22 protein-coding genes are annotated in these 23,717 nt (G+C 68.9%); 9 read left to right on the forward strand and 13 right to left on the reverse strand.

The window, feature by feature from the left end; translation table 11 throughout:
- Positions 1 to 97: 97 nt before the first annotated feature.
- Complete coding sequence (locus EXE45_RS10540) at positions 98 to 1,219, forward strand: pyridoxal phosphate-dependent aminotransferase (RefSeq protein WP_137694303.1); 1,122 nt, start codon at positions 98 to 100, stop codon at positions 1,217 to 1,219.
- Positions 1,220 to 1,264: 45 nt separating this feature from the next.
- On the opposite strand, the gene EXE45_RS10545 is transcribed toward EXE45_RS10540, so the two are convergent.
- The gene (locus EXE45_RS10545) at positions 1,265 to 1,570 is read right to left on the reverse strand and encodes a hypothetical protein (RefSeq protein WP_137694304.1); all 306 of its coding nucleotides are present in this window, start codon (positions 1,568 to 1,570) and stop codon (positions 1,265 to 1,267) included.
- A 107-nt stretch (positions 1,571 to 1,677) separates the two neighbouring features.
- On the opposite strand from EXE45_RS10545, the gene ileS reads away from it, so the two are divergent.
- Both ileS and EXE45_RS10555 read left to right on the forward strand, forming a co-directional pair.
- Positions 1,678 to 4,830: an isoleucine--tRNA ligase gene (gene ileS / locus EXE45_RS10550; protein WP_137694305.1), complete on the forward strand. Its 3,153-nt coding sequence runs from the start codon at positions 1,678 to 1,680 to the stop codon at positions 4,828 to 4,830.
- A gap of 140 nt (positions 4,831 to 4,970) precedes the next feature.
- Positions 4,971 to 5,441 (forward strand): N-acetyltransferase, encoded by a 471-nt coding sequence (locus EXE45_RS10555; RefSeq protein ID WP_092921203.1) that lies wholly within the window; start codon positions 4,971 to 4,973, stop codon positions 5,439 to 5,441.
- 33 nt (positions 5,442 to 5,474) lie between these two features.
- On the opposite strand, the gene lrpA1 is transcribed toward EXE45_RS10555, so the two are convergent.
- The 3 genes from lrpA1 to EXE45_RS10570 form a co-directional block, all read right to left on the reverse strand.
- Entirely contained in the window at positions 5,475 to 5,903 is a 429-nt protein-coding gene (gene lrpA1, locus EXE45_RS10560; protein ID WP_092921204.1) for an HTH-type transcriptional regulator LrpA1, read from the reverse strand.
- An 83-nt stretch (positions 5,904 to 5,986) separates the two neighbouring features.
- Positions 5,987 to 6,925: a thiamine pyrophosphate-dependent enzyme gene (locus EXE45_RS10565; RefSeq protein ID WP_092921205.1), complete on the reverse strand. Its 939-nt coding sequence runs from the start codon at positions 6,923 to 6,925 to the stop codon at positions 5,987 to 5,989.
- A 3-nt stretch (positions 6,926 to 6,928) separates the two neighbouring features.
- Positions 6,929 to 8,824 (reverse strand): 2-oxoacid:acceptor oxidoreductase subunit alpha, encoded by a 1,896-nt coding sequence (locus EXE45_RS10570; RefSeq protein WP_092921206.1) that lies wholly within the window; start codon positions 8,822 to 8,824, stop codon positions 6,929 to 6,931.
- A 173-nt stretch (positions 8,825 to 8,997) separates the two neighbouring features.
- Here EXE45_RS10570 and dph5 point away from each other — a divergent pair, with 173 nt between their 5' ends.
- The 3 genes from dph5 to EXE45_RS10585 all read left to right on the forward strand — a co-directional run bounded on the left by dph5 (position 8,998) and on the right by EXE45_RS10585 (position 10,756).
- A complete protein-coding gene (gene dph5 / locus EXE45_RS10575) occupies positions 8,998 to 9,795 on the forward strand; it encodes a diphthine synthase (protein ID WP_092921207.1) in 798 nt (265 codons plus the stop codon).
- A gap of 97 nt (positions 9,796 to 9,892) precedes the next feature.
- Positions 9,893 to 10,279: a CBS domain-containing protein gene (locus tag EXE45_RS10580; protein ID WP_092921208.1), complete on the forward strand. Its 387-nt coding sequence runs from the start codon at positions 9,893 to 9,895 to the stop codon at positions 10,277 to 10,279.
- A 102-nt stretch (positions 10,280 to 10,381) separates the two neighbouring features.
- Positions 10,382 to 10,756 carry a cyclic nucleotide-binding/CBS domain-containing protein gene (locus tag EXE45_RS10585; RefSeq protein WP_092921209.1) on the forward strand — a complete coding sequence of 125 codons (375 nt, stop codon included), beginning with the start codon at positions 10,382 to 10,384 and terminating at the stop codon, positions 10,754 to 10,756.
- Between the two features lie 44 nt (positions 10,757 to 10,800).
- Here the strand turns inward: EXE45_RS10585 and EXE45_RS10590 are convergent, their stop codons facing one another.
- The 8 genes from EXE45_RS10590 to EXE45_RS10630 form a co-directional block, all read right to left on the reverse strand.
- The gene (locus EXE45_RS10590) at positions 10,801 to 12,048 is read right to left on the reverse strand and encodes an MgtC/SapB family protein (RefSeq protein ID WP_137694306.1); all 1,248 of its coding nucleotides are present in this window, start codon (positions 12,046 to 12,048) and stop codon (positions 10,801 to 10,803) included.
- A 156-nt stretch (positions 12,049 to 12,204) separates the two neighbouring features.
- Positions 12,205 to 13,167, reverse strand: coding sequence for an archaeosortase A (gene artA / locus EXE45_RS10595; protein ID WP_092921211.1), 963 nt, complete (start codon positions 13,165 to 13,167; stop codon positions 12,205 to 12,207).
- A gap of 100 nt (positions 13,168 to 13,267) precedes the next feature.
- Entirely contained in the window at positions 13,268 to 13,720 is a 453-nt protein-coding gene (locus EXE45_RS10600; protein WP_092921212.1) for a transcription elongation factor Spt5, read from the reverse strand.
- Complete coding sequence (locus EXE45_RS10605) at positions 13,720 to 13,896, reverse strand: protein translocase SEC61 complex subunit gamma (RefSeq protein ID WP_006628863.1); 177 nt, start codon at positions 13,894 to 13,896, stop codon at positions 13,720 to 13,722. Before EXE45_RS10605 ends, EXE45_RS10600 begins: the two co-directional genes overlap by 1 nt.
- Before the next feature lie 61 nt (positions 13,897 to 13,957).
- Positions 13,958 to 15,112, reverse strand: a complete 1,155-nt coding sequence (gene ftsZ / locus EXE45_RS10610; RefSeq protein ID WP_092921213.1) for a cell division protein FtsZ — start codon at positions 15,110 to 15,112, stop codon at positions 13,958 to 13,960.
- Positions 15,113 to 15,262: 150 nt separating this feature from the next.
- Positions 15,263 to 16,717 (reverse strand): D-aminoacyl-tRNA deacylase, encoded by a 1,455-nt coding sequence (locus tag EXE45_RS10615; protein WP_137694307.1) that lies wholly within the window; start codon positions 16,715 to 16,717, stop codon positions 15,263 to 15,265.
- 82 nt (positions 16,718 to 16,799) lie between these two features.
- On the reverse strand, positions 16,800 to 17,750 hold the full coding sequence (locus EXE45_RS10620) for a calcium/sodium antiporter (protein ID WP_137694337.1): 951 nt from the start codon (positions 17,748 to 17,750) through the stop codon (positions 16,800 to 16,802).
- A 402-nt stretch (positions 17,751 to 18,152) separates the two neighbouring features.
- Positions 18,153 to 19,061, reverse strand: coding sequence for a PhzF family phenazine biosynthesis protein (locus EXE45_RS10630; protein ID WP_137694308.1), 909 nt, complete (start codon positions 19,059 to 19,061; stop codon positions 18,153 to 18,155).
- A gap of 177 nt (positions 19,062 to 19,238) precedes the next feature.
- On the opposite strand from EXE45_RS10630, the gene EXE45_RS10635 reads away from it, so the two are divergent.
- Both EXE45_RS10635 and EXE45_RS10640 read left to right on the forward strand, forming a co-directional pair.
- A complete protein-coding gene (locus EXE45_RS10635; protein ID WP_137694309.1) occupies positions 19,239 to 20,585 on the forward strand; it encodes an alkaline phosphatase family protein in 1,347 nt (448 codons plus the stop codon).
- A 79-nt stretch (positions 20,586 to 20,664) separates the two neighbouring features.
- Entirely contained in the window at positions 20,665 to 21,174 is a 510-nt protein-coding gene (locus EXE45_RS10640; protein WP_137694310.1) for a hypothetical protein, read from the forward strand.
- A gap of 58 nt (positions 21,175 to 21,232) precedes the next feature.
- Here the strand turns inward: EXE45_RS10640 and EXE45_RS10645 are convergent, their stop codons facing one another.
- Positions 21,233 to 21,973, reverse strand: a complete 741-nt coding sequence (locus EXE45_RS10645) for a hypothetical protein (protein ID WP_137694311.1) — start codon at positions 21,971 to 21,973, stop codon at positions 21,233 to 21,235.
- 140 nt (positions 21,974 to 22,113) lie between these two features.
- Between EXE45_RS10645 and EXE45_RS10650 the strand changes: the two genes are divergently transcribed.
- Positions 22,114 to 22,797, forward strand: a complete 684-nt coding sequence (locus tag EXE45_RS10650) for a DUF6517 family protein (protein WP_137694312.1) — start codon at positions 22,114 to 22,116, stop codon at positions 22,795 to 22,797.
- Positions 22,798 to 23,717 lie beyond the last annotated feature (920 nt).

Raw genomic sequence — 23,717 nt, forward strand, 5'->3', positions numbered from 1 at the left:
CCCCGCTCCGCGGCGCTCCGCCCCGCGACGCCCCGCTCCGCCCGCGGCGCCGCTCGCGGGTCGAAAGAGCCACGGCGGGCGCGCCCGACCCGACCGTATGGAGTACGAGGAGCCGAAGTTCTTCCACGTGATGCAGTACGCCGCGGCCGCCGACGGCGACGTCATCGACATGGTGAGCGGCAACCCCGACTGGGAGCCGCCCGCCGCGCTGCGCGAGGCGCTCCGCGAGTACGCCGACCTCCCGCCCGCCGACTTCCAGTACCCGCCGAGCGAGGGGCTCCGCGAGCTCCGGGAGGCCATCGCGACCCGCGAGGGCGTCGCCCCCGACCGCGTGGTCGTCACCAACGGCACCGGCGAGGCGAACTACCTCGCCATGGCGCGCGCCCTCGACCGCGGCGCCGGCGACGAGGCGCTGCTCATGGACCCCGTGTACCCGTACTATCCCGGAAAGACCCACCTGCTCGGCGGGGAGCCGACGCTCGTGCCGACCGCCCGCGACGGAAGCCTCGACGTGGACGCGGTCCGCGAGGCCGCGAGCGCGGACACCGCCCTCATCGTCCTCAACACGCCGAACAACCCCACTGGGGCGGTGTACGACCTCGACGCGGTCCGCGAGGTCGTCAGTATCGCGGAGGCGGTCGACGCGCTCGTCGTCGTCGACGAGGTGTACGACCGGTTCGACCTCTCCGGCTCGTTCGAGTCGGCGCTGACGCTCGATTCGGACCGCGTGATAGTCACCGGCGGCTTCTCGAAGTCGATGGCGATCACGGGGTTCCGCGTCGGCTACGGGGTCTTCCCGGAGGCGCACGTCGGTGACGCCAAGACGCGACACATGCTCGTGAACGTCGCCGGGGCGCGCCCCTCCCAGTACGCGGTGTCTCACGCGCTCGCCGAAACGCCGCAGCGCTACTACGCCGAGGCGCGCGGCCTGCTCGCGGACCGCGTCGACGCGTTCACCGACGCGCTCGACGCGGCGGGCGCGGAGTACAGCCGTCCGGCGGGCGCCTTCTACGTCCTCGCGCGCTTCGAGGGATTCCCCGGCACGATGGCGAACGTCAAGCGCCTGGTCGACGAGGCGGGCGTCGCGGGGATGCCGGGCGACGCGTTCGGCACCGCTCGCGACGAGTGGGTCCGGTTCGCCCTGGTGACGCCGCGCGCGACGGAGGCCGCCGAGCGGCTCGCCGACTACTTCTCCGACGGCGCGCCCGACCCGCGGTGAGCGGCGACTCCGCCGCTCCGCGATGAGCGACGGCGGCCTCGACCGCTACCCGCCGCCGCCCCCGCCGTAGCCGCCCTTCTCCGCCTCGGCCTCTCGCTCGCGACGCTCGCGATCGCCGTCCGCGTCCGCCGCTGACTGCGCCGCCGCCGACCGCGCCGCCGCCGACCGCGCCGCCGCCGACTCGGACCGCCGCGCCGAGAGCGCCCAGCCGAGCGCGTACGTCGCGGCCGCGACGACGCCCGCGGCCGCGCCGAGGAACTCAGCGCCGGCGACGAACGAGACGGCGGCCAGCGCCGGCCCGCCGAGGAGCGCGTACCCGAGGTTCTCGCGCACGACTCGCGGGGTCTCCATGTCCGGAGCGTTCGGCTCCCGGCAGTAGTGTCTTGTCCCGTCCCCCGGCCGCTGAACCGTTCCCACGACTCCGCCGTATTCAAATACGCGCGCGCAGACCAACGCGTATGGAGCAGATCGACGACCAGTACGCGCCCGCGGACGTCGAGGCCGCGGTCGACGAGTACTGGGACGACCACGACGCCTACGAGGCGGCGAAGGAGGCGCACGCCGACGACCCGCCGTTCTTTTTCGTGGACGGCCCGCCGTACACCTCCGGGCAGATGCATCTCGGGACGGCCTGGAACAAGACGCTGAAGGACGCGATCATCCGCCACGAGCGGATGACCGGCCACCGCGTCACCGACCGCCCCGGCTACGACATGCACGGGCTCCCGATCGAGGTGAAAGTCGAGGAGGAGCTCGGCTTCGAGAACAAGCGAGACATCGAGGAGTACGGCATGGAGCCGTTCATCGAGAAGTGTAAGGAGTTCGCCCTCGAGAACCGGGCGGCGATGGACGAGGACTTCAAGTCCATCGGCGCGTGGATGGACTGGGACGACCCCTACGAGACCATCTCGCCGGAGTACATGGAGGCCGCCTGGTGGGCGTTCTCCGAGGTGGCCGACAACGGCCTCGTCGAGCAGGGGAAACGCTCCATCTCTCAGTGCCCGCGCTGTGAGACGGGGCTCGCCAACAACGAGGTCGAGTACGAGGACGTCGAGGACCCCTCCATCTACGTGAAGTTCCCGCTCGCGGACCGGGAGGGGAGTCTCGTCATCTGGACGACGACGCCGTGGACGGTCCCCGCGAACACCTTCGTCGCCGTCGACGAGGAGCTCACGTACAACGCCGTCCGCGCCGAGAAGGACGGCGAGGCGGAGCTCATCTACGTCGCCGCGGAGTGCGTCGAGGACGTGTTACAGGAGGGCCGATACGAGAGCTACGAGGTCGAGGCCGAGCTCACCGGCGACGAGCTGGTCGGCTGGGCGTACGACCACCCGCTCGCCGACCGCGTCGCCGAGTACCCCGACTTCGAGGGCGCCGGCGAGGTGTACGCGGCCGACTACGTCGAGGCCGACCGCACCGGCCTCGTCCACTCCGCGCCGGGTCACGGGGAGGAGGACTTCCACCGCGGCACGGAGCTCGGCTTAGACATCTTCTGTCCGGTCGCGCCCAACGGCGAGTTCACCGAGGCGGCCGGCGAGTACGCCGGGCAGTTCGTGCGCGACGCCAACGCCGACATCGTCGACGACCTCGTCGCGGACGGCCACATGCTCGCGCACGGCACCGTCGAGCACAGCTACGGCCACTGCTGGCGGTGTGACACCGGGATCATCCAGCTGGTCACCGACCAGTGGTTCATCTCGATCACGGACGTGAAAGACGAGCTCCTCGACAACATGGAGGACTCGGAGTGGCACCCCGAGTGGGCGCGGGACAACCGCTTCCGCGACTTCATCGAGGACGCGCCCGACTGGAACGTCTCCCGCCAGCGCTACTGGGGGATCCCGATCCCCATCTGGGTCCCTGAGGACGCGGCGGCAGGGAACCTCGACGAGGACATGATCGTGATCGGCACCCGCGAGGAGCTGGCCGAGCGAGTCGAGGAAGACGTCGACCCCGAGTCGATCGACCTCCACCGCCCCTCGGTCGACGACCTCACGATCGTCGAGGACGGGACGACGTACCGCCGGGTCGAGGACGTGTTCGACGTGTGGCTCGACTCCTCGGTCGCGACGTGGGGCACGCTCGGCTACCCGAGCGAGACGGACGCCCACGAGGAGCTGTGGCCCGCCGACCTCGTCGTCGAGGCGCACGACCAGACCCGCGGCTGGTTCTGGTCGCAGCTCGGAATGGGGACCGCCGCGGTCGGCGAGATCCCCTACGAGGAGGTGCTGATGCACGGCTTCGCGAACGACGAGGACGGGCGGAAGATGTCGAAGTCGGTCGGCAACATCGTCACGCCAGAGGAGGCGATCGACCGCGCCGGGCGCGACCCGCTCCGCACGTACCTGCTCAGCCACGACCAGCAGGGGGTCGACCTCGCGTTCGAGTGGGACGGGCTCGGCGAGATCCAGGGGAAGCTCAACATCCTCTGGAACGTGTTCCGGTTCCCGCTGGAGTACATGGAGCTCGACGGTTACGACCCCGCCGACGCCGACCTCTCGGACGGCGAGCTCGAGCTCGTCGACGAGTGGGTGCTCTCGCGGCTCCAGTCCGTCGAGGCCGAGGTCGCCGACGCCTGGGACGACTACCGCGTGAGCGACGCGGTCAACGCCGTGATCGAGTTCGTCACGCAGGACGTCTCGCGGTTCTACGTGAAGGCGGTCCGTGACCGGATGTGGGAGGAGGCCGACTCCGCCTCGAAGCGCGGCGCGTACGCCACGCTCGCGACCGTCCTCGACGAGGTGATCCGGCTGCTCGCGCCGATCGCGCCGTACCTCGCCGAGCGGATGTACCAGCGGCTCGACGGCGAGGCGACGACGGTCCACGCGCTGTCGTATCCCGAACCGGACGCCGACCTGCGCGACCCCGACCTCGAGCGCGACGTGGCGGTCTTCCGCGACGTCGAGGAGGCGGCCGCGAACGCGCGCCAGCAGGCCGGCCGTAAGCTCCGCTGGCCCGTGCCGCGCGTGGTCGTCGAGACCGATGACGAGACGGTCGCGGCCGCGGTCGACCGGCTCGAAGCCCTGATCGCCGACCGCGTCAACGCTCGCGAGGTGGTCGTCACCGACGCCTTCGACGAACTGGTCGAGACCGCGGAGCCGCAGATGGCCGCCATCGGGCCGGCGTTCGGCGGCGACGCGCAGAAGGTGATGGAGGCGGTCCAGGGCGCGACCCGCGCGGCGGTCGAGGGCGGCAAGGTGACCGTCGACGGCGAGCCGGTCGACCTCGACGACGGGATGGTCGAGTACGTCGCGGAGCCGCCGGCGAACGTCTCCGGCGCCGACTTCGAGGGCGGGACCGTCTACATCGACACTTCCCTCACCCCCGATATCGAGTCCGAGGGCTACGCCCGCGACGTGATCCGCCGGATCCAGGAGATGCGGAAGGAACTCGACCTGGACGTCGAAGCGCGGATCCGCGTCGGCGTCGCGGTCGACGACGACCGCGTCGCCGGCTTCGTCGACGACCACGCCGACCTGATCGCCGGCGAGGTGCGCGCCGACGCGTGGCTCGACGACCCGAGCGACGCGGCGGACGCGGACGGCGGTCTCGTCGAGGAGTGGGAGGTAGAGGGTATCGCGGTCGCGATCGGCATCGAACCGGTGGAGTAGCGCTTCCGACGGTTCCCGCGCTCGCTTCCGTGCTCCCGGCCGTGTTGGTCGGCCGCCGCCGGCAGCGAATCGCGCCGCCGCCGGCAGCGAATCGCGCCGCCGCCGAAACCTATAGGTGCGTTCTTTACTCACGGTTGACCATGAAGCTCCGGGCGGCTCGTCCCGACGACGCGGAGACGCTGCGGACCGCGGTGTCGCGAGCCCGCGAGGAGACGGTGTTCGACGACATCGGCGCGCCTTTGCTCGACGTGTCGGCCGCCGGCGTCCGCGAGGCCGCTGCCGAGGCGGAGTGGTCCTTCCTGATGGACAGCGATGAGGGGCCCGTCGGCCTGGCGATCGCACACCCGGATCTGGACGGGACGGAGGCGGAGCTGCTGGCGCTGTGGGTCCACCCGAACCGCGCGGGGGAGGGGGTCGCGGACGAGCTCCTCGCCCGCGTCGGGAACGCGCTCGCCGACCGCGGGGTCGAGACGCTGCGCGCGACGGTCCCGCCGGACCGCCCCAGTGCGGAGGAGTTTTTCAGCGCGCACGGGTTCGCGCGGCGCGGGACCCGCCGGAGCCCGGCGGGCGACGAGTCGGTCGTCGTCGCGGACCCGCGAGCGCTCGCCTGACGCGGGCGCGACGGCGGAAACCGGAGCGGCGGCCTACTTCAGCCGCTCCTGGAGGAACGACGGGTGCGCCGCGGTGACGCCGTCGACGCCGAGCAGCTTCTCGGAGATGACGTCGCCGAGTTCGTCGCCGTCGCCGGCGCGGACCTCGGCCATCAGCATGTGGTCGCCCGAGGAGGTGTACAGCGCCTGGACCTCGTCGAGCGACTTCAGCGCTCGGGTGGCCTCCACGTACTGGCCCGAATCGACGTCCATTCCCACCATGGCGATCGACTGCGAGGAGAGCTTCTTCGGGTCGACCTCCGCGGAGTAGCCGACGATCACGCCCCGGTCTTCGAGGCGGTCGATGTACTTCCGAACCGTCGGTTTCGAGACGTCCGCCCGCTCGGCGATCTCTCCGCAGGACGCCTGCGCGTCCTCTTCTAACACGGAGAGGATCCGCTCTTCCGTCGATACCGTACTCATATCACTTCGTTTGTCACCAATGAAAAAATACCTTCCGAATCAAAAAACGAACTCGCAGCGCCGTGAACGGTCGCCGGCCTCGATCAGGCGTGTTTGTCGAGGAACATGTCGTGGGAGCGCTCCCACTCGTAGTCGTCGTCCCAGTAGCGCTCGGCGAGCGGTTCGTCGGGCATTTCGCCGATGGCCTGCTTCTCCTCGCCGTACGAGGGGCGGTCCTCGTCGACGTAGAAGCGGCCGGTGAGGACTTCGCCCTCGTACAGCGACTCCTCGGTCTCGCGCATCATCTCGGCGGCCTCGACGCGGTCCGTCTTGTCGAACTCGTAGTCGTCGGACTCGTTGACGTCGATGTACGGGACGTACTGGCGCGCGTCCTTGTTCCAGGTCGGACACTGGGTGAGGAAGTCGACGTGCGCGAACCCGTCGTGTTCGATCGCCTCGGTGATGATCTCCTTCGCCTGGTTCGGGTTCACCGCGGCCGTCCGGGCGACGTAGGAGGCGCCGGCGTTCAAAGACATCGAGAGCGGCTTGATCGGCTCCTTTGCGCTGCCCGAGGGCTGCGTCTTCGACTTGTGGCCCTTCGGACTGGTCGGGGAGGTCTGCCCCTTCGTGAGCCCGAAGATCTCGTTGTTGAACACGATGTACGTCATGTCGTGGTTCTCCCGGGCCGTGTGGACGAAGTGGTTCCCGCCGATCCCGTAGCCGTCGCCGTCGCCGCCGGCGGCGATCACTTCGAGGTCGGGGTTCGCGAGCTTCGCGGCGCGGGCCACGGGCAGCGAGCGCCCGTGGATCGTGTGGAACCCGTACGTGTCGAGGTAGCTGTTCAGCTTACCCGAACAGCCGATCCCGGTACACAGCAGGGTCTCCTCGGGCGTGCGCCCGACCTCCGGCAGCGCCTGCTTCAGCGCCTTCAGGACGCTGAAGTCACCGCAGCCCGGACACCAGGTCGGCTGCGGCTCGACGCTAGGGGTGTACTCGTCGCGGTCGATCTCTCGCTCGTCGCCGATCGCTGAAAACGTGCTCATTGGTTAGTCACCTGCGGCTGGGACGAAGGTGGTCTGGTGGCCGGACGCGTCGCCGTCCCCCTCGACGATCGCGGCCTCGAACCCGTCGACGACCTCTGCCGGCTCGAACGGGTTCCCGTTGTACTTCAGCAGGCTCGACAGCTTCTCGCCGTAGCGGCCGAGGTTCTTCTGGACGAGCCCGCGGAACTGTCCCGACGCCGTCATCTCGACGACGAGGACCTCGTCGACGCTCTCGACGAACGCCTCGACCTGCTCGGTCGGGAACGGCGCCATGTCCGAGACGCCGTACGACTTCACCGAGACCCCGGCGTCGTTGAGGCGGCCGACCGCCTCCTCGACGGTGCCCTGCTGGCTACCGAACGTGAGGATGCCGTACTCGGCGTCCCCGGGACCGGCGTACGAGCCGGTGTCGACGGTGTCGAGGTCGTCGCGGATCGCCTCCAGCTTCTGGGTCCGGCGATCGATCTGCGCGACCCGGTTGTCCGGGGACTCGCTGATGTGGCCGGTCGGGTCGTGCTCGTTGCCGGTCGCGAGGAAGCGACCGCCCTTCTGGCCGGGGATCGACCGCGGCGAGACGCCGTCGTCGACGTCGTGCTGGAAGCGGTGGAACTTCCCGTCCCCGCTGTGCGGCTCGTCGACCAGCGCGTCCTCCGAGAGCGTCTTCCCGAGGGCCGGGTTCGGCTCGCGGTCGAAGTGGCTCTTCGGGACGTTCGTCATCTCGCCGCCGAGCTTCTGGTCGTACAGGAGGATCGACGGGATCTGGTACTCGTAGGCGAGCCGGAAGGCAAGCCGCGACTGCTCGTACGCCTCCTCGACGGTTCCCGGGGCGAGGACGACCCGCTGGGAGTCGCCCTGCGAGGTGTAGAGGACGTGTTCGAGGTCGGACTGCTCCGGCTTCGTCGGCATCCCGGTCGAGGGACCGGCGCGCATGGCCTCGACGAGGACGACCGGCGTCTCCGTCATCTCCGCGAGCCCGAGCGGCTCGGACATCAGCGCGAAGCCGCCGCCGGAGGAGCCGGACATCGCCTTGACGCCGGCGTGGGAGGCGCCCACCGCGAGCGCGGCAGCGGCGATCTCGTCTTCCACCTGCTCGGAGATCCCGCCGAGCTTCGGCAGGTTCTGCGTCATGATGGTGAACACCTCGGTCCACGGCGTCATCGGGTAACCGGCGATAAAGCGGCACCCCTCGTCGATGGCGCCGTAGGCGATGGCGTCCGAGCCGGACATGAGCAGCTGGGTCTCGCCGTGTTCGCCGGCCGGGACCGACACGTCCGACGCGTCGACGTCGTGCTCCTCGCTGACTTGGTCGTAGGCGGTCTCGAGGATCTCGATGTTCGGCTCGAGGATCTTCTCCGGCATGGCGTCGCGCATCAGGTCCTCGACGTGGTCGAGTTCCATGCCGGTCAGCGCGCAGGTCGCGCCGACGCCGGCGGTGTTGCGCATGACCTCGCGACCCATGTCGCGGGCGAGCCCGCGGAGGTCGAGGGGGTACACGTGCCAGTCGTTCTCCTCGACGCGCTCGTCGAAGTCCGGGATATCGGAGGCGTCCAAGAGCCCCTCGTCGTAGACGATGACGCCGCCCTCGCGGAGTTCGTCCAGGTTCTCCGAGAGCGGTTTGATCTCCTCGTTGCCGTAGACGGCCTCCTCCTGCGGATTGCGGGCGAACGAGTCGCCGAGCGCGAGCAGGAAGTTGTAGCCGTCGCCCCGGGATTCGACGGGGTCCGCCGACGCGCGGACCTCGGTGTAGGTGTGACCGCCGCGGATCCGCGACGGGTAGTGCCGATGCGTGAAGACGTTGAGCCCCGATCGCATCAAGGCCTTCGCGAAGTTCTGGCTGGTCGAAGCGATCCCGTCACCGGATCCCCCCGATATCCGCCAGATGAGTTCGTCGTCAGTCATAGTGGTGTGTGAGCCCGAGTGGGCCTCGTGGCCGGAAGTTGTGTTGGTTCCCTCTTATGGCTTGCTATGGAATCCCAAGGGACAATCATGAAGGTCTATTAGGGTGTCAAACGTTTCCACGATATCGGACGGGGTTTCCGCGCCCTTTTAGCCGGCGCGCGCCGAGCGCGGACATGCTCACGTTCATCGGACTCGGCCTCTACGACGAGCGCTCCGTCACCGTCGAGGGGCGAGCGGCGCTCCGCGAGGCCGACCGGGTCTTCGCGGAGTTCTACACCAGCCGGCTGGTCGGCGCCGACGTCTCCGCCCTCGAGGCGCACCACGGGGTCGACATCGAGGTGCGCGACCGCGCCGGCGTCGAGCGGGATCCGGAGCCGATCTTCGAGGCGGCCGCGTCCGGCGACGCCGCCTTCCTCACCGCCGGCGACACGATGATCTCGACCACCCACACCGACCTCCGCCTCCGCGCCGAGGAGCGGGGGATCGACACGCGGGTGGTCCACGGCGTGACCGCCCAGTCGGCGGCGTCGAGCCTCACCGGCCTCCAGAACTACCGGTTCGGCAAGGCGACGACGCTCCCGTTCCCGTACGCGCACGGCGGCGACGGCGTCCCCGCGAGCGTGGTCGAGACCATCGAAGCGAACCGAGAGCGCGGGCTGCACACCGTCGTCTACCTCGACATCAAGGTCGGAACGGGACCGACGGGACCCGACCCCGACCACGAGGAGTACATGACCGCGGACGTCGCCGCCGGGTTGCTCGCCGAGGAGTGGGGAGACGCGCTCGGCGTCGTCGTCGCCCGCGCGGGATCGCCGGACGCGGTCGTCGCCGCCGACCGACTGAGCGCGCTCGCCGACCGCGAGTTCGGTGACCCGCTCCACCTGCTCGTGATCCCCGGTGACCTCCACCACGTCGAGGCCGACGCGCTCGTCGGCCTCGCCGGCGCCCCCGAATCGCTCGTCGGTGAGTGAGGTAGCGCTCGTCGGTGAGTGAGTTGCCGCCCGCCGGCCGGCCGGCCCGCCGGACCGACCGGATGATTAATTATCATGGTTCGCGTTATCGTAACTCATGAACGACGTTCCCGTCGATCGGCTCATGTCGACCGACCTCACGACGATCGAACGCGGGGCCGCCGCGGCCGACGCGGCGTCGCAGATGCGTGAGACCGGCGTTAGCTCGATCCTCGTCGTCGAGGCGGACGGAACGCTGGCGGGGCTCATCACCGCGACGGACTTCGTCACGCTCGTCCGTGACAACGATCCGAACGACCGGACGCCGGTCGAGGCGTTCATGACGACCGACGTCGTCACGGTGGGGCGCGACGACACCGTCGCGGAGCTGGCGGAGCCGACCGCCCACGGCTACACGCACCTCCCGGTGACCGACGGCGACGGCAGGCCGATCGGAATGGTCTCGACGACGGACCTCACGGCACACCTCTCTCGGGCGAAGTGAGAGAGTGCCGAGGGGGACGTCGACCGAGCTGGAGTCCGGGCGGAGCCTCTCCGCGTTGTGCGTTCCGGAAGAGTAATGAGATACAGTAACACACATCGGGGTATGGATCTCGACGACAGGACCCGCGTCGCGGACGTGATGTCGACGCCGCTGGAGACGGTCGGAGCGGACGCGCCGCTCCGGGAGGCCGCCCGACGGATGCGTGACGACGAAATCAGCGCGCTCGTCGTGACGACGGGCGGCGGGTGTATCGTCACGCAGAGCGACGTCGTCGGGGCGGTCGCCGACGGGCTCGACCCGGCGGCGACGACGGTCCGCGACGTGATGACCGAGGACGTCGAGACGGTGACGCCGGACCTCATGATGCAGGAGGTCGCCGCGATGATGACGATGTACGGCGTGAAACACCTCCCGGTGGTCGACGACGACTACGTGGGGATGGTCTCCACGACGGACGTCGCCGAACACCTCTCTTGAGCGGGTTCCGGCGACGGTGTCCGATGGGCCGGGCGTCCTCGCCCTCAGACCAGCAACAGCGGCAGCCCGGCGATCACGCCCGCGCCGATCAGCAGGAGGTTCCAGAGGAACACCGGCCTGACCAGGTCGCGCGCGATGCTCGCCGCGAAGGCGGTCTTGACGACGATGCTGGCGGCGGTGCCGGCGACAACGCCCGCGACGGCGGTGTCGACGCCGATCTGTCCGGTGCCCAGAAGCGACACCGCCGTGGTCGTCGAGGTCCCCGACGACACCAGCCCGGCGAGGAAGGCGGTGGCGACGAATCCCCCCGCCCCGAACGTCTCCTCGGCGACCGCGGAGACGAACAGCACGACGAGGAAGAGGGCGCCGAAGGTGAGGGCGTTCCCGAGGCTGAACGGGGAGGTGAGCTCCGCCTCCATCGCCGTCCGCCAGTCGCTCCGCCACACGGCGACGCCGATCCCCGCGACGGTGATCGTGCCGAGCGGCACCCCGACGACGAGCGCCGCCTCGGGGGCGAAGACGGCCACCACCGCGGCGTTCCGGAACGCCATGGCCGCGTTCGCGAGCAGGATCGACCCCACCGCGATCTCGCGGAGGTCCGTCCGGCCTTTCGCGCGCTTCGCCATCTCCGCGACGACGGCGGTCGAGTTCACGAGCCCGCCGAAAAAGCCCGTGACCGCGTAGCCGCGCCCCTGATACCGCTTCACTAACACGTAGTTGACGAAGCCGATGGCGCTGACCGCGACCACGAGCGACCAGACCAGCCGCGGCTGGACCGCGCCCCACGGATCGATCGTCTCCGCGGGCAACAGCGGAAAGACGACGAACGCGAGGATGGTGAACTCCACCGCGCTGCGGACCTCCTCGCGGGAGAGTCCCCACGCGAACTCGTGAAGCTCTCGTTTCAACACGAGCAGGAGCGACGATAACACCGCCACCGTCACCGACTCGATGAACAGTCCCTCGGCGACGAGGACTCCCACCCCGTAGGCGACGAGCATCGACGCCGACGTCGTCAGGGAGAGCCCGTCGACGTCGGCCTCGACGAAGCTCCGAACCGCCAGAAGCACCGCGCTGGCGACCACTAACACCCCGCCGACGACGAGCAGTCCCGGCTCGTCGAGCAGCGAGAACACCGCCGCCGCGAGGCTGACCAGCGCGAACGTCCGGATCCCGGCCGACTTCTGTGACCACTCGCGCTCTAACCCGAGAAACATGCCGAGCGCGGTCGCCAAGGCCAGCTTGGCGACGTTCGTCTCGAGGTACACGAACGGGTCGACCGCGCTCAGCACCGCCGATCACCTCGCCGCGACCGGGCCCTCGGAGCGGCGTCCGGGACGCCGCTTCGCGTTCTCGCGGTCATGGTCGCCCGTACCCGCCCGCCACGTCTATAGCTTGCTATATATCGCTATATATCTCGGAGATACTTCGGGGACTCGACGCCGTTCCTATCGGTTCGTCGGCTCGCGCGGGAGGTCGAGCGCCTCCGTCAGGTCGTGTTCCTCGCCGGTGAGGAGGTAGAGGACGTCCTCTAAGATGACCGCCAGCTCGGGCAGCTCCCGCACCGCGAGGAAGGTGATCGCGATGAGCGCCACGACCGCCAACACCTGGCTCATGATGCGGTCGGAGATGAGGAAGGAGACCCGGTACGGGTCGCTCGCGCCGAACATCGTCAACACCAGGTCCGGGTACCAGTGCATGTACTGGTTCCCCGACACCACCGAGATGAACGTCGTCCGGAGGATGTTTAGGACGTAGATGAGCGGAATCGACACCGCGAGCGCGCGGAGCTTCCGGGAGATGGGGGCCTCGACGGCGGCCACGAGGCCGCCGAAGATGGCCATGCTCCCGAGCCCCGTACACGCCAACACGATGTGGATGACGACGGTGTGGCCGTCCTCCAGCGTCCACGAGTACGCCGCATCGTACCCCTCCCTGCTCGTCACCGCCTCCGGCGCGTATCCGAGGAGGTCGATGAGGGCTCCCGTCTGGGCCGCCACGACCTCGATGAGGATCCGACGGGGCTCCGGGACCGCGAACCCGGCGACCGTGAACGCCGGGATCGTCTCGAACGGGAGGTAGATGAACAGCATGAGCGCGATGGCCCGGGTGAGGGTGAAAAGCGACGCGCGCCCGTCGTACAGCAGGTACCCCGCGTACACGCTAGCGGGGAAGCCGACGAGCGCGAGGATCGACTCGACGTAGCTCTGGTGTTCGAACGCGAAGTACGGCACCGTCGACAGCCAGAAGAGCCCGAACAGCGCCCACGTCGCGGCCGCGAGCGCCCGACCCGCGGCCAGCCCGCGACTGTCCAGCAGCCACGCCGTCGCGAAGAGGATCGCGACGATCCACGCGAACGTGAACGTGTCGGGGATCACGCTCAACACCGCCGGCGCGCCGTGGCCGAACATGTCCGTACGGTCCGTCGTCGTCGAATAAAGCCCTTGTCGTTGCGTGCGAACCCGGCGTCAACGCGCCGAGGGCCGCTACCCTACCGCTCCTCCGGCTACCCTACCGCTCTTCGCTGTCGAGCACGCGGATCTGGTCGCCGCGGACCGTCACCGGAATCGGCACGGTCGCCTCGTACAGCTCGACGGTCACCTGGTCTTTCCCCTCGTCGATCCGCTGGACCCGCGCCTTCTCGCCCTTGAACGGGCCGGCGATCAGCTCGACGATGTCGCCTTCGGCGATCCCCTCGACGTCCGGGGTCGGTGAGAGGAAATGTTCGACCTCGGAGAAGGGGCTCTCGGCGGGACCGTCGCCGCCCTGAATGACGCCGCGGGCGTGCGGGATCTCGTCGAGGATTCGCCCGAACGCGGTCCCGTCAGTCGCCTCGACCATCACGTAGCTCGTGAGCTGATCCGGGGCGATGACGGCCTGGATCTCGGGGGTCTCCTTCTCGGCGAGCATGTCGGCGACGGTGCGCTCCTGGCTCGCCGTCGTCTTGACCGAGTAGATCGGCATTACGCGCCGACCCCCGGGAGCAGGCTCATGATGGCGAACATCAGGAACCCGATGAACCCGATCAGCAGGATCCCGGCGCCGGCGATCTTCGACACCTGGAGGAACTCGTCGGTGCTCGGCGTGCTCGCCAGCTTCAGCACCCGAATGTAGCTGTTGAGATCGTACGGAACGTCCATGTTGCCAGTTGATTCGAGTCGAGACGGTTTTTACCTTTTGATGCGCCCCCGGCCTAGGCGATCACTCCACGTAGTCGATGTCTTCCATCTCCGGGTTCGTCCCCTCCGGCGGCTCGCCGTTGTTGCCGTAGATCTGCGGCGACTCGACGCCGGTCACGACGATCATGGTGCGCATCTCCCCCTCGAGCTCGTCGTCGACCGAGGTTCCCCAGATGATCCGCGCGTCGGGGTCGATCCGGTCGTAGATCTCCTCGACGACGCCCTCCGCCTCCTCGATGGACATGTCCGTGCCGCCGGTGACGTTCACCAGCGCGGAGTTCGCGCCGGAGATGTCGACGTCGAGCAGGGGCGAGCGCAGCGCCGACTTCACCGAGTCCTGGGCCTTCGAGTCGGAGTCCGACTCGCCGAGGCCGATCATCGCGACCCCGCCCTTCTCCATGACGGTCCGGACGTCGGCGAAGTCGAGGTTCACCAGTCCGGGCATCGTGATGAGCTCCGTGATCCCCTTCACCGAGCGCATCAGCACCTCGTCGGACACCTTGAACGCCTGCCGGACCGGGAGCTTCCCGACCGCGTCGAGCAGGCGGTCGTTGGGGACGACGATGACCGTGTCCGAGACGTCGCGGAGCCGCTCTAAGCCGGCCTCGGCGTTCGTTCGGCGGACCTCGCCCTCGGCCGTGAACGGCGTCGTGACGATGGCGATGGTGAGGGCGCCCGACTCGCGGGCGGCCTTCGCGACGACCGGCGCGGAGCCGGTCCCCGTGCCGCCGCCGAGCCCGGCGGTGACGAACACCATGTCGGAGCCGTCGATGGCGTCCTGGATCTCTTCTTGGGACTCGATGGCGGCCTCCTCGCCCACCTGCGGCAGCGAGCCGGCGCCGCGGCCCTGCGTCTTCTGCTGGCCCATGAGGATCTTCGTGTCGGCCTCGATGTTGACGAGGTGTTGAACGTCGGTGTTGGCGGCGACGAGCTTCGCGCCGTGGATCCCCTCCTGTTTCATGCGGTTGACCGTGTTCCCGCCGGCGCCCCCGCAGCCGACGACCGTAATGTTCGTCTGGAGGTCCTGGAGGACGTCCTGTAGCTCGTCGTCAGTCATGGTCCCGCTCTGTGGCGGCGCGCCGGCGCTCCCTCCGGCGGCGCCCTCGCCGGCTCCCCCGGCGTCCTCTGCGGGGGCCTCTTCGGCTTCGTCGATGGCGTCCTCAACGATGGAGTCCATTATATGGTGTGGTTGCGACCCGGACGTATTTATTTTTGCCCGTTCGTCTGACGCGAGTCGGACGCCGAAATCACCGGCGTTCACGGCCGATCGCCCCGAGTAGAGGCACTCCGTTCGCAATCTGAAAAAGCGCCGCTATTTATAAATCTATCAGTCGAACGCGCCCCCGTCGATCGGGAAGCGTTCCGTCCGCGCCCGCGACACGGCTTCCGGCTCGACGGTCTCGCCGTCGACGTCGACGGACTCGCCGTCGGCCAGTCGACCGAACGCCGGCCCCTCCGGGACGCCGCGCTCGGCCGCCAGCGACGGGTCGAACGCGGTCTCTCGGGCGACGACCGCGCTCACCTCCGGCGCCACCTCGACCGCGTCGTAGGCCGTCTCCAGCACCGCCGCCAGCCCCTCGACGAGGTCGGCGTACCCCGGCGCTCCGGAGGTCGTCGCGAACGCGACGCGTCCGGCCGCGCGGGTTCCTCCCTGCTCCGTGTCGAAGGCGACCGCGACGGACTCGACGGCCTCCCGCGCCCCCTCGGCGTCGAGCCCCTGCGCCCGAGCGAGCAGATCGGCCGGGAGGTCACGGACCCGGACCGCGTCTCCGACGTCGTCGGAGGCGTCCTGGTCGTCGGAGGCGTCCCGGTCGTCGACTTCGGCGGTCTCGACCGCCGCGGCAGCCTCGTCGACGACCGCGCCGAACCGCAACCCCTCGTCGACGGGACCGACCGCCGCCTCCAGGCCCTCGACGAGCGGGAGCGGGGCGTCGCCCACCTCACGGACCCACGTCTCGCTCACGACCCGGTAGCCGAGGTCCTCGACGACCGCGGCGAGGTCGGGGCGATCGCCGTCGATCACGGCGCGTTCGGCCCGACTCCGCGCGAACGCGGCGTCGATCACGGCGCGGTTCGCGTCCGGCGCGCCCAGGTCGGCGAGCGTCCAGTCGGCGCCGACGTGACCCACCGCCCACTCGGTCTCGCGGACGATCCGGGTGAACCGCGGCGCGTAGTGGCCGCCGCCGAAGCCGACGACGTGGCGGGGACGACTCTCGATATCATCGGCGAGGTCCGCGCCCGTCCCGCGAAGGTCGAGGACCGCCCGCGCGACCGCCCGGGCCGCCTCGGAATCCGCCCACTGCGGCTCGTCAGAGCCGAGTTCGACGAACAGCGACGGGACGGAGACGTCGGTCGGGCCGTGGTGCGTACACTCGATGCCGACCTCGTACCCGTCCGGCGCGTGTCGCGCCAGCGCCTCGACGACGCGCTTCTCGGCGCCGGGCGCGGCCAGCGCCAGCGACTCGGGGTCGCCGCCGTGCTCGGCGCCGCCGAAGTTCCCGGTGGCGTGCGCGGTCAGGAGTTTGCCGGTCTCGCCCGAGTGTCTGGAGACGAACGCGAGGAACGCGGGGTCGCAGTCGAACGCGGCGGTCGGGTCCGACAGGCGGATGTGGAGGTCGTCGAACTCGCGGAGCTCGAACCCGTCCGTCCGGTAGTAGGTCCCGCCCCCGTCGGCGTCGGGACGCGAGTCGTCCTCGCGCGCCTCCCAGTCCTCGACCTCCAGGAGCCGCTCACCGATGTGCGCCGAGGCGCTGTCGGCCCGACTGACGACGATCGCTATCACGTCACCGGCTCCGCGGCCCGCGACCGAATACCCGTCGGTTCGGATTCGCTCCGCGACCCCGTCGCCCGCCCCGCCGGCCGGGTCAGGGGAGCAACAGGTAGACGAAGACCCCGTAGCCGACGGTGAGCACCGCGCCGTCGACGCGGGTCACGCGGTCGCCGTACAGCATCATCCCGACGGCGACGGCGGTGAACACGAGCAGGGCGGGGAACTCGAACCCGCGGACGCTCCGGGCGACGCCGATGGGAGTCACCACCGCGACGATGCCGATGACCGCGAGGATGTTGTAGATGTTCGACCCGACGACGTTGCCGACGCTGAACTCCGCCTCGCCGCGCACCGCGGCGACGACGCTGGCGGCCAGTTCGGGCAGCGACGTGCCGAGCGCCAGCACAGTGAGCCCGATGAAGAGATCCGAGAAGCCGGCGGCCGAGAGCAGCGACTCGCCGCCGTCGATCAGCCACCGCGAGCCGAGGACGAGCGCGGCGATGCCGACGGCGACGACCGCGACGTCGCGCGCACTCGCGTCGGGCATCTCGTCCCGTTCCGTTTCGGAAATCGCCGACTGGTTCTGCTGGACGCGACGGAGGACGGCGGCGGTGAACGCGACCAGCGCGGCCAACAGTACGAGGCCGTCGAGGAGCCCGACCCGGCCGTCCCAGCCGAGGCCGACGAGCAGCAGCGCGGCGAGCACCATGAACGGGACGTGCCGGCGCAGCACGGTGTCGGAGATGTCGAGCGGACGGATGATCGCGGAGATCCCCAACACCAGCCCGATGTTGGCGACGTTCGATCCGACGATCGCGCCGAGCCCGATGTCGGTCGACACCGTGACCGCGCCGAGCACCGAGACGAAGAGTTCCGGGGCGGTCGTCGCGAACGCGACGACGGTGACGCCGATGGTCGACGCCTTCAGTCCCACGGCGAGCGCGAGGTCGCTCGCGCCCGCGACGAGCAGTTCGGCGCCGGCGTACAGGAGGGCGACGCCGCCGGCGATCAACAGCAGTTCGACGAGTGGCGACCCGGGAAGCACGAATCCGGGTTCGCGGGCGTATTTCAAAAGGACCGTGATTCCGGATCGGACGCGTCGGCGCCGTTCCACTGACCGAGACGAGGCGCGGTTCGGGGACCGAGACGAGGCGTGTAACCCGCGGAATCCGCCGTGTTTCACGCCGATCGCGAACGCGAGCGCCCCGAAGACGAGCATCGGCGGGGCGACATCGTCGGCGTCGTCCGGAGGGGTGTCATCCCCGCAGCGACGAGGCCGCCGGCGCCGACCGCGACGATCGGTACGGGCACCGCTGCCGCGCGTGGGAGGTCGAACTCCAGAGAGACGGGACGGGAGCGATCCCGGGCGTTCGATCCGCGGCGCCGGCTTCCGGGACCAGGTCGACGGGCGCGATCGAGCGACGAACGGCGACCGAACCGACGGCGTTCACGCCTCGATGATCGCGTCGTCCTCGTCGTCGGGGATCCGGACCTCTCCGTCGAGCGCGACCGTCGCGAGCCCGCCGACGCGGACTCCGTCCGCCTCCACGCGCACACGAACGTGACCCGGCCGGTCGACGAAGTGACCCTGTTCGAACCGGAGCTCGTCCGGGTCGTCCCCGTCGAACGCGTCGACGTGACGGAGGTACCCGCCGACGGCCCCGCTCGCGGTGCCCGTGACCGGGTCCTCGGAGACGCCGAGCGAGGGGACGAACGCCCGGCCGTGCAGCGTGGACTCGCCGTCGAGCGCGTCGAAGGTGAACGCGTACACGCCGGCGACGTCGAACTCCTCCGAAAGGCGCTCGACCGCCTCGTCGTCCGGGTCGGCCTGCCCGAGCCGCTCCAAGAAGTTCACGGGGACGACGAGGAACGGCAGCCCGGTCGACGCGACCGCGACGGGGAGGTCCGCGCCCACGTCGCGCATCGCGGCGGGGTCGATCCCGAGCGCGTCTCCCGTCCGGCCGAGGTCGACATCGACGACCTCGACGCTCGGCGCCTGCTGTCGCATCCAGACGGTGCCGTCGTCGTCGACCGCGACGGTGAGGTCGCCGACGTTCGTCCGGAGCGTTCGCTCGCCGCTGTCGATCGCCCCCTCGGCGAAGCGGGCGCCGTAGGTCGCTATCGTGGCGTGTCCGCAGAGGTCGACCTCCGTCGTCGGCGAGAAGTAACGGAGCCGGTCGTCGGCCGCGCCGTCGCCCGCGGTCAGGAACGCGGTCTCGGAGGCGCCGAGCTCGGCGGCGACCGCGGCCATCTGATCGTCGCTCAGCCCCTCGGCGTCCGGCACGACGCCGGCGGCGTTCCCGGCCAGCGGCTCCCCGGCGAACGCGTCGACGAGCAGCGCGCGTCTGTGTTCCATATCGGACCCTCCGCGGGTCACGGACAAAAAGCCTCACGAGGGAGGCGGCCCGGGCCTCGCGCGCTGCCGAGCCGGACGTCACGCGCCGCCGACCCCTCCACTCCTCGAGGCGTCGAACCGCCGTTTCGCGAAGCGCCCGATGTCAATCCTTTTGCCTTCGACCGCGGATGGGTGTGTATGGGCCTCTTCGACCGGCTGCGAGGGAGCGATACCCCCCGGGTGGCGTTCATCGGCATCGACGGCCTCTCGTATCAGCTCGTCGCCGACAACCCGGAGACGTTCCCGACGCTGTCGGCGATCGCGGACGACGGTGAGGGGGGGCGGATCGACAGCATCGTCCCGGCGGAGTCGAGCGCGTGCTGGCCGAGCCTCACCACGGGGAAGAACCCCGGCGAGACGGGTGTGTACGGGTTCCAGGACCGCGAGGTCGGCTCCTACGACACGTACGTACCGATGGGGCGCGACGTCCAGACACCGCGGGTCTGGGACCGCGCGACCGACGCGGGGCTCGACGCGACGGTGCTGAACGTCCCCGTCACGTTCCCGCCGCAGCGGACCGTCCAGCGGATGGTCTCCGGGTACCTCTCGCCCGACCTCGACGCGGCCGCCACTCCCGAGGAGCTTCGCGCGTACCTCACCGAGAGCGACTACCGGCTCTCCGTCAACGCGAAGCTCGGCCACAGGGCGGACAAGACCGCGTTCCTGGAACACGCCCGCGAGACCCTCGACGCCCGCGCAGCGGCGTTCGAGCGGTACGTCGAGCGGGACGACTGGGACCTCTTCGTCGGCGTCTTCACCGCGCCCGATCGCGTCAATCACTTCCTGTGGGGCGACTACGAGGACGGCGGGACGTACCGCGAGGAGCTGCTCGCCTTCCACGCCGCGCTCGACGAGCACGTCGGCTCGGTCCGCGAGGCGCTCCCGAGCGACGTCACGCTCGTGGTCGGCTCGACGCACGGGTTCACTCGGCTGCGACACGACGTCTACTGCAACGAGTGGCTCGAACGCGAGGGGTGGCTCTCCTACGAGGGCGACGACCACGACTCGCTGGCCGACATCGACGACGACACCCGTGCGTACTCGCTCGTTCCCGGCCGCTTCTACCTCAACGTGGAGGACCGCGAGCCGAACGGCGTCGTCCCGGAGTCCGAGTACGAGGCGACGCGCGCGGAGCTTCGCGACGCGCTGGAGTCGTGGACCGGCCCCGACGGAACCCCCGTCGCCGACCGCGTGGTCGACCGCGAGACGGTGTTCCGAGGCGACCACGCCGCCATCGCGCCCGACCTCGTCGTCGTGCCGAACGACGGGTTCGACCTCAAATCCGGATTCCGGTCACACGACGGCGTGTTCGACGCCGACGGACCGCGAACCGGGATGCACGCGTTCGACGACGCCGCGCTGTTCGTCGACCACCCGGACGCGACGGTAGAGGACGCCGACCTCCTCGACGTCGCGCCGACCATCCTCCGCCTGCTGGATGTCGACTACGGCCGAACGGACTTCGACGGCGCGAGCCTCGTCTGACCGGCCGCGACCCCAGAACCCCTCTCGGCGTCCCGCTTCCGGCGACCGAATTGAAGTGAGTCCGCCCCCACCGACCGGTATGGAGCGCACTCCCGACGGGACCCCCGTCGGCGTCGACGACCCGTACGCGGCCGCCGGCGTCTGTGACCGCCTCACCGACGACGGCCGATGCCGCTTCGCGCTGACCCGGGCCGGAGACGATCCGGAGTTCGCGGCCGACCGACGCGCCGACGGCTACGACTGTCACGTCGGCGCCGACGGCGAGTGGCGCGCGTGTCCCCACTACCGGTCGACGACCGACGCGAAAGAGTGCGTCCGGTGCGGGGTGGCGGACGTGCGACTGGCTCACGACGACTCTCGCCCGCTCGTGGAGGAACACCACCTCTCGTACGGCGGCGACGACTCCCACGAGATCACGGTCGGCCTGTGCCGCTGGTGTCACGCGAAGGTCCACGAGTCGATCGCCCGGATCGGGGACGACGCGAGTCCGGATCCGGAAGCGATCGCGGAGCGCGAGCGACGGCGCGAAACGCAGCGCTCGGCGTCCGCGTTCGAACCCGCGGGCGAGAACTACGACCCCGGGGAGTGAGCCGGCGGCACCGCTCCGACCGTGAGCGCGCCCGAATCAGCGTCCGACGTCGGCCGGATCAGGCGTCCGATGTCGGCCGGATCAGGTTCGCTAGCGCGACGAGCAGTCCGAGGAACCACCCCAGCGGCACCGAGATACCGATCCACATCAGGACGTACCCCAGCCCTGGGAGCCCCCACTGCTCGCCGAACGTCTCCAGGTTGAACGCGCCGCGGAGCGTCTCGTTGACCCCACCCACCGAGAGGAACGTGTCGAGGATCCACCGCGCGAGGTCGTAGCTCGGCGGGAGGATCAACTCCTCGAGCGTCGGCGTGACGAGCGCGGCGACGACCGGGGGTAAAAACAGCGCCGTCATCGCGAACGGGTACGCGAGCAGGACGCTGACGAACCGCCCGCCGACCCTCGAGAAGCCGGCGGCGAGGGCGGCCGAGACGACCGCCACCACGCTGGCGGCGCCGACCGCGATCACGGCGTCGAAGGGGAGCTGGAGGTGCGTGATCACCGTGAGCGCTCCCCAGACGACGGCGGCGACGAGGACGGCGCCGGCGACGCCGATACGCGTGACCGCCGAGTCGAGCTTCGCGGCGTAGTAGCGCGTGGCGAACCCGACGAGCAACAGCGGGTACGCGACCGCGACGAGGGGCGCGCCGAGTACCGCCCAGAGGTAGTAGCCCACCGACTGGACGGCCGTTTCCGGTCTCCACTTTCCCAGGACCGCGCTCGGGTCGAGCTGTCGCGGGAAGACGACCTCCATCCACGTCTCGTGGAGGCGAATCACGTCTACGAAGAGCGCTTCCACCAGCCCGGTTTGTCCTCGGCGTTCCATTTGCCTCACGTCGCGCGCGGCCCGACGTGAACTTTGTGCCTTCGGCTGCGGCGTTCTCGCGACCGATACCCGCGCCGACAGTATTAAAGAACCGCGAAGACCTACCTGTCCACATGAAACGACGTGGGCTTCTCGCGGCGCTCGCCGCCTCGACGACGGTCGCTGTCGCCGGGTGCGCCGGCGGGGACGGAAACTACGAGTTCGACGCCGAACCGGCACGGATACCGGAGAGCGCGTACGCGGACACCGAGTTCACCGGCCAGGAGCCGGAGTCGTTCACCATCGAACAGGAGTTCAACGCCGCGGGCGTGAACGCGCAGGTGTCGGCGACGACGTGGATCGCCCGGTACATCAATTCGACGACGCAATCGGCGCTGTTCGTGGCGAGCACCCCGAACGCGTCCGTCGCCGGACAGTCCGTTAACCCGCTCGTCAGAGCGGAGGGCGCAGATCTTATCCGGCGGCTCCTTAATCAGGTCAATCAGCAGGGGATCGGCGGTGACAGCGCCGACATCCAAACGGACGACATTCAGGACCGCGGCGAGGAGACCCGAACGATCCTCGACGAGGAGGCCACCGTCTCGATCTACGAGACGACGGTCAGCGCGGACGTCAACGGCCCGAACAACCAGAGCGGCTCCGTCGAGGACGTTCCCGTCCTCCTCTATATCGCGACCGTCCAACACCAGGCGGACGACGCGGACAGCGAGGACGTGATCGCGCTGGTGGGTCTCCATCCGGTAGGGGTGGACCAGTCCGAGCAGCTGCTCTCGATGATGGAAGCCGTCGAACACTGACCGACTTCGGCCGCCGCCGCGCCCACTTCCAGCCTCGTACCCATTCGGACTTTTCCCGCGATACGTTCAAAAATCGCACTCGTTAGTCCGTACAGACAACACCGCAGTCTTGCGATTATTTCTCCCAGCGGAAGCTTTCACGTCCGTAAGTCATTTATAAGTGATCGGCCCGAGTGACACACCCCGCGGTGTGACAAGAGGCGCTTTACGGGCGTCGGGTCGGCTTTCGACGCCGCACTGCCCCGGAAGCGACCGCTCTCGCATCCGTGGCCCATTCGCTATGACCCGGATGCGATCGTCCCAATGGCTGTCTGTCGGTATCGCCCTCTGTTTGGTGATCGGCGTTATTGTGTTATTATTTGGAGCGAGTCTAGCCTCCGCTCAAAATTCTGATGACGTTCCCACGTTAAACAAAACAGGTGACCCAAACACGGTTCTCGTGGGTCAATCTGAGCAAAACATCACTAATATAGAGATCACACCGAACAATCAGATAAACGCTACAGACAAAATATTATTATATATTAATTTGTCGAATGTCGAATCAAGGGGTGTTGATACATCTTCAGCTTCGCTATCTGTTGATAGTATTCAACATGGAAATATAACTAACACGTCACAAATAAGATCAGAAGATAATACTTTATTAAGAGCTACAATACGCCCAGACGGTACAGGCCGCGCAATACACGTTAACACTGCTCGGATCTCTGGGATTGATACGAGTGATGTTAAAAAGTCAACAGGAGTAGAGTACGACATCGCTGTTTCTAGTGGATCCACTTCTGTTCCCACGAAATTTACAAAGGAATTGACAACAAATCCGTTCAAAATTATTGATGGCACAATTGAAATCCATGATCAGGCTACTGCTTCACCTCAACTTCATCGGGATACTCGTACGACAGCAGGAATAACGA

Source organism: Halorubrum sp. SP9 (genome assembly GCF_005435015.1).
Classification (GTDB): domain Archaea; phylum Halobacteriota; class Halobacteria; order Halobacteriales; family Haloferacaceae; genus Halorubrum; species Halorubrum sodomense.

Bases quoted from the DNA above. Each gene is read 5' to 3' on its own strand.
- EXE45_RS10635 (WP_137694309.1), top strand. From the start codon at position 19,239: ATGGGCCTCTTCGACCGGCTGCGAGGGAGCGATACCCCCCGGGTGGCG.
- dph5 (WP_092921207.1), top strand. From the start codon at position 8,998: ATGCTCACGTTCATCGGACTCGGCCTCTACGACGAGCGCTCCGTCACC.
- EXE45_RS10600 (WP_092921212.1), bottom strand. From the start codon at position 13,720: ATGCCGATCTACTCGGTCAAGACGACGGCGAGCCAGGAGCGCACCGTC.
- EXE45_RS10545 (WP_137694304.1), bottom strand. From the start codon at position 1,570: ATGGAGACCCCGCGAGTCGTGCGCGAGAACCTCGGGTACGCGCTCCTC.
- artA (WP_092921211.1), bottom strand. From the start codon at position 13,167: ATGTTCGGCCACGGCGCGCCGGCGGTGTTGAGCGTGATCCCCGACACG.
- EXE45_RS10570 (WP_092921206.1), bottom strand. From the start codon at position 8,824: ATGACTGACGACGAACTCATCTGGCGGATATCGGGGGGATCCGGTGAC.
- EXE45_RS10650 (WP_137694312.1), top strand. From the start codon at position 22,114: ATGAAACGACGTGGGCTTCTCGCGGCGCTCGCCGCCTCGACGACGGTC.
- lrpA1 (WP_092921204.1), bottom strand. From the start codon at position 5,903: ATGAGTACGGTATCGACGGAAGAGCGGATCCTCTCCGTGTTAGAAGAG.
- EXE45_RS10585 (WP_092921209.1), top strand. From the start codon at position 10,382: ATGGATCTCGACGACAGGACCCGCGTCGCGGACGTGATGTCGACGCCG.
- EXE45_RS10555 (WP_092921203.1), top strand. From the start codon at position 4,971: ATGAAGCTCCGGGCGGCTCGTCCCGACGACGCGGAGACGCTGCGGACC.
- ileS (WP_137694305.1), top strand. From the start codon at position 1,678: ATGGAGCAGATCGACGACCAGTACGCGCCCGCGGACGTCGAGGCCGCG.
- EXE45_RS10540 (WP_137694303.1), top strand. From the start codon at position 98: ATGGAGTACGAGGAGCCGAAGTTCTTCCACGTGATGCAGTACGCCGCG.
- EXE45_RS10565 (WP_092921205.1), bottom strand. From the start codon at position 6,925: ATGAGCACGTTTTCAGCGATCGGCGACGAGCGAGAGATCGACCGCGAC.
- EXE45_RS10605 (WP_006628863.1), bottom strand. From the start codon at position 13,896: ATGGACGTTCCGTACGATCTCAACAGCTACATTCGGGTGCTGAAGCTG.
- EXE45_RS10580 (WP_092921208.1), top strand. From the start codon at position 9,893: ATGAACGACGTTCCCGTCGATCGGCTCATGTCGACCGACCTCACGACG.
- EXE45_RS10630 (WP_137694308.1), bottom strand. From the start codon at position 19,061: ATGGAACACAGACGCGCGCTGCTCGTCGACGCGTTCGCCGGGGAGCCG.
- EXE45_RS10640 (WP_137694310.1), top strand. From the start codon at position 20,665: ATGGAGCGCACTCCCGACGGGACCCCCGTCGGCGTCGACGACCCGTAC.
- ftsZ (WP_092921213.1), bottom strand. From the start codon at position 15,112: ATGGACTCCATCGTTGAGGACGCCATCGACGAAGCCGAAGAGGCCCCC.